This window comes from Mesorhizobium sp. M3A.F.Ca.ET.175.01.1.1 (assembly GCF_004791945.1).
Classification (GTDB): domain Bacteria; phylum Pseudomonadota; class Alphaproteobacteria; order Rhizobiales; family Rhizobiaceae; genus Mesorhizobium.
Genome location: NZ_SRTP01000203.1, coordinates 1 through 338 on the forward strand (window position 1 = coordinate 1; position 338 = coordinate 338).

Here is a 338-nt window from a genome sequence, read left to right on the forward strand (position 1 = left end):
CCAGGCCGGCGGCGGAGTTGCCTAGTCTGCCATGGTTTCCAAGCTCGCAAACCCTTCCGGCGCATCGCCCTCGTCGAACGGCGTCGCCACCTCGACGAACGTATCGGGGAAGAAGCCGTTGAAGCGCGTCCTCAGCGACAGCGAATAGGCGCCGATATGGCCGATCTCGATCCAGTCGCCGGTGTCGACCGTCTCCGGCAGCCAGAATGGCCTGGACAATATGTCGACGGAATCGCAGGTCGCCCCACAGCCCTTGAACGGCACGATGTTCTTCTCGGCGCCGTTGCGCGTGCGGATCGCCGGATCGGGAATGAAACGCGCCGGCAGTGTGATCTTGC

The 338-nt window shown here is 63.9% G+C and carries 1 pseudogene; it reads right to left on the minus strand.

Features of this window, described 5'->3' with window-relative positions:
* Positions 1–21: 21 nt before the first annotated feature.
* Positions 22–338 (minus strand): annotated as a pseudogene (locus EN818_RS31345) (ornithine decarboxylase); the annotation flags it as partial.